This window comes from Pseudonocardia ailaonensis, assembly GCF_039531635.1.
Lineage (GTDB): Bacteria > Actinomycetota > Actinomycetes > Mycobacteriales > Pseudonocardiaceae > Pseudonocardia > Pseudonocardia ailaonensis.
This window is the reverse complement of sequence record NZ_BAAAQK010000002.1, coordinates 130,613-137,828: the sequence shown is the minus strand read 5'-3', so window position 1 is coordinate 137,828 and position 7,216 is coordinate 130,613. Positions and strand designations below refer to the sequence as shown.

Sequence of the window (7,216 nt, the reverse complement as noted above, 5' to 3'; positions counted from 1 at the left end):
GCTGTCGGCGCTGTCGGCGCTGTCGGCGCTGTCGGCGCTGTCGGCGCTGTCGGCGCTGTCGGCGCTGACCTCGTCCAGCAGCGCGGCGAGGTCGTCCGCGTGGTCCGCCGGCGTCACGTGGGCCCGGCCCCCGAGCGGGCTCTCCCCGTACCCCCGCAGGTCCGGCGCGATGACCCGGCACCCGGCGAGGCCCGCGACCTGGGGTCCCCAGACCCGCCGGTCCAGCGGGTGCCCGTGGATCAGCAGGACCACCGGACCGGTGCCGGTGTCGGTGAACGAGAGCGCCATGGGACCTCCTCGGGTGCTTGCCCCCCGATGCTCCGTCGCGCACACTCCTCGGTGCAAGAGTCACAACGACCTCGGAGCAATGTTCGTGCCGGACTACCGCACCCTCGCCGACCGGGTCGCCGCCGACATCGCCGCCGGCCGGCTGCACCCGGGCGACCGCCTGCCCACCCAGCGCCGGTTCGCGCGCCGCCGCGGCATCGCGGTGTCCACGGCCGCCCGGGTGTACGCGGAGCTGACCCGCCGCGGGCTCGTGGTCGGCGAGGTCGGCCGCGGGACCTTCGTGCGCGCGGCCCCGCCCGCACCCGGACCGGCCCTCGCCGAGCCGTCCACCGCACTCGTCGATCTCGAGCTGAACTTCCCCTCCCCACCCGAGCAGCCCGCGCTGCTCAGCGCTGCGATCACGGCACTGAGCAGGCCGGACGTTCTCGCCGAGGCGCTCGCACCGGTCGGCGTCCGCGGTAGCTCCGCGCTCCGGGCCGCCGCCGCGGAGGCGCTCGCCCGCCCCGGCTGGCAGCCCGATCCGGACGACCTGTTGATCACCGGCTCGGGCCGGCAGGCGATCGCCGCGGCCTTCGCCGCGCTGGTCCCGACCGGCGGGCGGATCGCCGTCGAGGCCCTGACCTACCCGCTCGTGCGGGGCGCGGTGCACCGGCTCGGGCTGACCGCCGTCCCGCTCCGGCTCGACGACGAGGGCCTCGTCCCCGCGGCCCTCGACGCCGCCTGCCGCGAGGCGCCGGTGCACGTGCTCTCGGTGCAGCCGACCCTGCACAACCCACTCGGCGTCACCATGGGTGCGCGGCGGCGGGCGGAGCTGGCGGAGGTCCTGCGGGAGCACGACGTCGTGGCCGTCGAGGACGCCGTCTACTCGTTCCTGCGCCCGGAGCCCGGCCCGCTCGCCGCCCACGCCCCGGAGCGGACGATCGTGATCGAGAGTCTCTCGAAGCGCCTCGCGCCGGGCCTCACCCTGGGCTTCGCGGCCTGCCCGCCGGCGCTCGTCGACCGGGTCGCGGCGGCCGCCAGGTCCGGCGGCTGGACCCCGCAGGGCCTGGCCGTCGCCGCCGCCATCCGCTGGCTCACCGACGGCACGGCTTCCCGGCTCGTCGAGATCAAGCGGGCGGACGCCGCGGCCCGCCAGGAGCTCGCCCGCGCCCACCTACCGGGCCTGCGCGCCGACCCGGCGGCCTACCACGCCTGGCTGCCGCTCCCCGAACCCTGGCGCGCCGAGACCTTCGTGGCCGCGGCCGCCCGCCGCGGCATCGCGGTCACCCCCGCCGCCGCCTTCGCCGTGATCCCCGCCCACGCCCCCGACGCGGTCCGCCTGGCCCTCGCCGCCCCACCCCTCCCCGTCCTCCGCGAGGCCCTCGACACCCTCGCCGCCCTCCTCCGCACCGACCCCGACCTCCCCGACTGACCACCCGCCCACCTCCCGGCCGCCCCCACCGACGACAGCGCGGCCACGGCGGGACGGCGCGGCCGGGCAGCGGGGGGCGGGGCGGGGCGGGGCGGTCAGGGGGTGGGAACGGGGCCGGTCCGCACCAGTTTCGCGACCACCTTCAGGCCCCCGCCGGGCGGCAGCTCCAGCACCAGCGTCCCCCCGGCCAGCTCGACGGTCCGGGCGGCGATCGCGAGACCCAGGCCCGAGCCGTCCACGTTGTTCTGGGCGGGGCTGCGCCAGAAGCGGTCCGTGGCGCGTTCCAGCTCGTCGGGGGCCATGCCCGGGCCCGTGTCCAGCACCGCGATCTCCACCCGCGCCGGTTCGCCGCGCACCGGGCGGACCGTCACCGTGACCGTGCCGCCCTCGGGCGTGAACTTGACGGCGTTGTCCAGCACCGCGTCGAGGACCGTCTCGATCCCACCCGGCGCGATCCGCCCGCGCAGCCCCCGCACCCCGCCGCGCAGCAGACGCAGCCCGGTGTGTTCGGCGAGGGGGCGCCAGGCCTCCAGGCGATCGTCGACGGCCGGGTCGAGCGGGGTGTCCGCGTGCCGGTCCACGCCGGCGTCGCGTTCGGCGCGGGCCAGGTCCAGCAGCCCGTCGAGCACCCCGGAGAGCCGCTCGGCCTCCTCGAGCGCCGCTACGTGCTGCTCGGCGGCCGCGGCGTCGACATGTCCGTCGAGATTGGACAGCCGCAGGCGCAGCGCGGTGAGCGGGTTGCGCAGCTGGTGGCTCGCGTCGGCGACGAACGCGCGCTGGGTCGACAGCGCCTGCCCCACCGACTCCGCCATGCGGTCGAAGGACAGCGTGAGGTGCCGCAGCTCGGGCGGCCCGGAGCCGTCCGACACCGCCTCGGCCGGGCGTCCGGCGAGCACGGCGCGGGTCACGCGCCCAGTGCCCTCGTCGAGCCGGCGCACGGGGCGCAGGATCCAGCGCGTCAGCGGCAGCGCGACCAGCACGCCGACCCCCACCGCAGCCAGCACCAGCGCCACGACCAGGGACCAGACCCGCAGCTCGGAGGCCCGCAGCGCCCCCGTCGGCGACACCGTGACCGCCGCCCCGCGCGCCTCGCCGTCCACCAGCACGGGCTCGGCCAGCACCAGCGGCCGCGAGTCCCACGGCATGATCAGCGGCGGGGCGGCGGAGCGGCGGCTGGCCAGGGCCACCTGCACGCGGTCGAGGCCGTCGGCGTCGAGCTCCGGCGGCTGGGCCCGCGAGGCCGCGACGACCTGCCCGGCGCGGTCCACGATCGTCACCGAGACGCCGTAGACCTCGTCGTAGCGGGCCAGCTCGGCGGCGAGGCCGGCCGCGGTGTCCTCGGTGATCGGACGCTGCGCGCGGGAGGCGAAGTAGATCGTGTCCGTGAGCCGGTCGATGAACAGCTCCTGCTGGGCGGCCCGCGAGCTCGACAATGCGAGCGGCAGGCCGAGACCCATCGCCAGCAGCCCGACCAGGACGCAGACGATGACGAGCAGGCGCGACCGCACGGTGGATCAGCCGGTCCCCAGCCGGTACCCCACCCCGCGCACGGTCTGCACCAGCTCCGGGCGGCCCAGCTTGGTGCGCAACGTGGCGACGTGGACGTCGAGGGTCCGGTTGGCGCCCGGCCAGCTCCGGCCCCACACCTCGGCGACGATCCGCGACCGCGTGCACACCGTGCCCTTCGCCCCGGCGAGCAGCGCGAGCACCTGGAACTCCTTGCGGGTCAACGTGACCTCGGCCCCGTCGACGGTCACCGCGTGCCGGCCCAGGTCGATCGTCACCCCGTCGTCCGTGGTGACGACGCGGTCCACCGGCTCCCCGCCCTCCGGGCCGCGGCGGCGCTGCACGGCGTGGATCCGCGCGACCAGCTCGCCGACGTCGTAGGGCTTGACCACGTAGTCGTCCGCGCCGGAGTGCAGGCCCAGGATGCGGTCGTCGACGTCCCCGCGGGCCGTCACCACGATCACGGGGACGTCGCTCGCCGCGCGGATCTCCCGGCACACGTCGACCCCGTCCGCGTCCGGCAGGCCCAGGTCGAGCAGCACCACGTCGACCCCGCCCAGGTGGTCGACGGCGCCGCGGCCGCGGTCGAGCCGGGTCGTGGTCATGCCGTGCCGGTGCAGCGCCGGGCGCAGCGCGGCCGCCACCCGGTCGTCGTCCTCCACCAGCAGGATGTGCACAGGCCCCACTCTTCCCGACCGCCACCGGCCCCTTCACCCCCGTTACTGCAACGAAACCCTAAAGGTTTCCCAAGGCGGTGGACCGGAGTGTCCGATTCGCCCTAGCGTCCCGCCATGGCCGGAGACACCCCCATGGTCCGTATGGCCGCCGTCGACAAGCACTTCGGCGACCTGCACGTCCTGCGCGACATCAACCTGGAGGTCGAGCGCGGCCAGGTCGTGGTGGTGCTGGGCCCCTCGGGCTCCGGCAAGTCCACGCTCTGCCGCACCATCAACCGTCTCGAACCGATCGACTCCGGCACCATCGAGGTCGACGGACAGGCCCTGCCGGCGGAGGGCAAGGCGCTCGCGGCGCTGCGTGCCGACGTCGGCATGGTGTTCCAGAGCTTCAACCTGTTCGCGCACAAGACGATCCTCGAGAACGTCATGCTCGCGCCGCTCAAGGTCCGCAAGCAGGACAAGGGCAAGGCGGAGGAGAACGCGCTGCGCCTGCTCGAGCGCGTGGGCATCGCGAACCAGAAGGACAAGTACCCGGCGCAGCTGTCGGGCGGCCAGCAGCAGCGTGTGGCGATCGCCCGGGCGCTCGCCATGGACCCCAAGGTCATGCTGTTCGACGAGCCCACCTCGGCGCTCGACCCGGAGATGGTCAACGAGGTCCTCGAGGTCATGACCTCGCTGGCCAAGGAGGGCATGACCATGCTCGTGGTCACCCACGAGATGGGCTTCGCCCGCCGCGCCGCGCACCGCGTCGTGTTCATGGCCGACGGCGAGATCGTCGAGGACTCGACGCCGGACGACTTCTTCACCAACCCGACCAGTGACCGCGCCAAGGACTTCCTCGGCAAGATCCTCACCCACTGAGCAGCAGGAGATCCCATGAAGTTGCGCGCCCTCGTGGTGGGGCTGGCCGCGGCCGCCCTCACCCTGACCGCCTGCGGGCAGTCCGGCAGCCCCGGCGGCGCCGGCGAGCCCGTCGTATCCAGCGCTCCCGAGGCGAACGTCCAGGTCGCCGGGTCGACGACGTTCCAGAACATCAGCCAGCGCGGCCGGGTCATCATCGGCGTCAAGGACGACCAGCCCGGGCTCGGGTTCAAGGACGCCACGACCAACCAGTTCTCCGGGTTCGACATCGAGATCGCCCGCCTGGTCGCCGCGAAGCTCGGCTACGGCCCGGACAAGATCGACTACAAGGTCGTCCCGTCCGCCGCCCGCGAGGACACCATCTCCCGCGGCGAGGTCGACTACTACGTCGGCACCTACACCATCAACGACAACCGCAAGCAGCGCGTGTCGTTCGCCGGCCCGTACTTCGTCGCCGGCCAGGGCCTGCTCGTGGCGAAGAACAACACCGACATCACCGGCAAGGACAAGCTGACGGGCAAGAAGGTCTGCTCGGTCACCGGATCGACCCCGATCCAGCGGGTCCGCGACCAGAAGCTCACGGACCAGATCGTCGAGTTCCAGACCTACACCCAGTGCGTGGACCAGCTGATCTCCGGCCAGGTCGACGCGGTCACCACGGACGACGCGATCCTCAAGGGCTACGCCAGCCAGCAGCCCGACAAGCTCAAGGTCGTCGGGGACACCTTCTCCACCGAGCCCTACGGCATCGGAATGAACAAGGACGACTCGGCCCTGCGCGGCAAGGTCAACGACATCCTGCAGGCCGCCTACACCGACGGCACCTGGCAGAAGATCTACGACAACACGCTGGGCAAGTCCGGCGCGGCGGGCTCGCCGCCGCCGCTGCAGCGCTACTGAGACACCATCCCGGGGCGGGTCCGCGACGTCGGGCCCGCCCCGGGATCGTCCCTGGAGAGGGAGGCCCGTGAACGTCCTGCTCGACAACCTCGACCTCTACGGTCGCGGGTTCCTCGGCACCATCGAGCTGTTCGTCGTCGCGGCGATCGGCTCGCTGATCCTCGGCATCATCCTGGCGGGCTTCCGGGTCAGCCCGGTCCCGATCCTGCGCACCTTCGGGACCGTCTACGTCAACACCATCCGGAACACGCCGCTCACGCTGGTGCTGTTCTTCTTCGCCTTCGCCTATCCCCGCCTCGAGATCGCGGACATCTCCTTCTTCTGGCGGGCGTCGATCGGCCTGATCCTCTACACCTCGGCCTTCATCTGCGAGGTCGTGCGCTCGGGCATCAACACCGTCCCGGTCGGGCAGGCCGAGGCCTCCCGCGCGCTGGGCTTCACGTTCGGCCTGACCATGTCGCAGGTCGTGTTCCCGCAGGCCATCCGGGCCGTGGTGCCACCGCTGACGAACATGCAGATCGCGCTGCTGAAGAACACCACGATCGCGGCGGGCTTCTCGGTCGCCGAGGCGGGCGGCATCTACGCGGCGCTGTCCGAGCGCGGCTACAACGTCTTCGTCGGGCTGCTGTGGGTGGCGCTCGGCTTCATCATCCTGGTCGTGCCGCTGACCCTGTTGCAGCGCAACCTGGACCGACGCTGGAGCACCTCGCGATGACCGCCGTCCTCTACGACATCCCCGGGCCCCGCGCCAAGGTCCGCAACCTCGGCATCGGCCTCGTCGGCTCCGTCGTGGTGCTGGGGATCCTCGCCTTCGTGATCTACCGCCTCGCCGTGACGGGCCAGTTCGACGGCCGGCTGTGGAGCTGGATCACCTACGTCAACATCCAGTACCTGATCCTCGACGCGCTGGCCAACACGTTGCTGGCCTTCGTGGTCGCCGCGGTGCTGTCGCTGGCCTTCGGGGCGATCTTCGCCGCGGGCCGGATGTCGGACCACAAGTGGGTCAGCTGGGTCTCGACCTTCGTGATCGAGCTGTTCCGGGCCGTCCCGCTGCTGGTGCTGATCTTCATCCTGTACTTCGGCGTCTCGCGCGGGCTCGGCGTGAACATCCCGGCCTACTGGGCCGTGGTGCTGGGCCTGATGCTCTACAACGGCTCGGTGCTGGCGGAGGTGTTCCGCGCCGGCGTCCGCGCCCTGCCGAGGGGCCAGTCCGAGGCGTCCTACGCGTTGGGCATGCGCAAGACCCAGGTGATGTCCAACGTCCTGCTCCCGCAGGCGCTGCGCGCGATGCTCCCGACGATCCTGAGCCAGCTGGTGGTCGTCCTGAAGGACACCGCGCTCGGCTTCATCATCCTGTACCCCGAGCTGCTCTACCAGGCGCGCTTCCTGGGCAGCCAGGGCCAGCTCGGCGCCCCGATCCTGCAGGTCGCGATGGTCATCGCGGTCATCTACATCGCGATGTGCCTGATCCTGTCGGGGCTGTCGAAGCTGCTGGAGAAGCGGCTGCGCCGCAGCCCACGGGGCGGCGCCGTCGACCCGACGGCCAAGGCCGCAGGCGACGACGCGGTCCTGG

Annotated in this window: 8 protein-coding genes; 5 read left to right on the top strand and 3 right to left on the bottom strand. The window is 72.9% G+C overall.

All coding sequences use genetic code 11. The annotated features are described in order from the left end of the window. Nucleotides 1–288: alpha/beta fold hydrolase (locus ABD324_RS02830; RefSeq protein WP_344411976.1), on the bottom strand; the 288-nt coding region annotated here is incomplete at its 3' end. A gap of 85 nt (nt 289–373) precedes the next feature. On the opposite strand from ABD324_RS02830, the gene ABD324_RS02825 reads away from it, so the two are divergent. Continuing rightward, on the top strand, nt 374–1,699 hold the full coding sequence (locus ABD324_RS02825) for an aminotransferase-like domain-containing protein (protein ID WP_486362874.1): 1,326 nt from the start codon (nt 374–376) through the stop codon (nt 1,697–1,699). Nucleotides 1,700–1,794: 95 nt separating this feature from the next. Here ABD324_RS02825 and ABD324_RS02820 read toward each other — a convergent pair whose 3' ends face one another. Next, nucleotides 1,795–3,207 carry a sensor histidine kinase gene (locus ABD324_RS02820; protein ID WP_344411971.1) on the bottom strand — a complete coding sequence of 471 codons (1,413 nt, stop codon included), beginning with the start codon at nt 3,205–3,207 and terminating at the stop codon, nt 1,795–1,797. A 6-nt stretch (nt 3,208–3,213) separates the two neighbouring features. Then, nucleotides 3,214–3,882 carry a response regulator transcription factor gene (locus ABD324_RS02815; RefSeq protein ID WP_344411969.1) on the bottom strand — a complete coding sequence of 223 codons (669 nt, stop codon included), beginning with the start codon at nt 3,880–3,882 and terminating at the stop codon, nt 3,214–3,216. A 132-nt stretch (nt 3,883–4,014) separates the two neighbouring features. Between ABD324_RS02815 and ABD324_RS02810 the strand changes: the two genes are divergently transcribed. From ABD324_RS02810 to ABD324_RS02795, 4 genes are all read left to right on the top strand, one after another. Next, nucleotides 4,015–4,743, top strand: a complete 729-nt coding sequence (locus ABD324_RS02810) for an amino acid ABC transporter ATP-binding protein (protein ID WP_344412002.1) — start codon at nt 4,015–4,017, stop codon at nt 4,741–4,743. A gap of 15 nt (nt 4,744–4,758) precedes the next feature. Beyond that, nucleotides 4,759–5,643: a glutamate ABC transporter substrate-binding protein gene (locus ABD324_RS02805; RefSeq protein ID WP_344411967.1), complete on the top strand. Its 885-nt coding sequence runs from the start codon at nt 4,759–4,761 to the stop codon at nt 5,641–5,643. Nucleotides 5,644–5,710: 67 nt separating this feature from the next. Next, the gene (locus ABD324_RS02800; protein WP_344411965.1) at nt 5,711–6,358 is read left to right on the top strand and encodes an amino acid ABC transporter permease; all 648 of its coding nucleotides are present in this window, start codon (nt 5,711–5,713) and stop codon (nt 6,356–6,358) included. After that, nucleotides 6,355–7,216: amino acid ABC transporter permease (locus ABD324_RS02795; protein ID WP_344411963.1), on the top strand; the 862-nt coding region annotated here is incomplete at its 3' end. The genes ABD324_RS02800 and ABD324_RS02795, both read left to right, overlap by 4 nt.

Bases quoted from the DNA above. Each gene is read 5' to 3' on its own strand.
- ABD324_RS02810 (WP_344412002.1), top strand. From the start codon at position 4,015: ATGGTCCGTATGGCCGCCGTCGACAAGCACTTCGGCGACCTGCACGTC.
- ABD324_RS02805 (WP_344411967.1), top strand. From the start codon at position 4,759: ATGAAGTTGCGCGCCCTCGTGGTGGGGCTGGCCGCGGCCGCCCTCACC.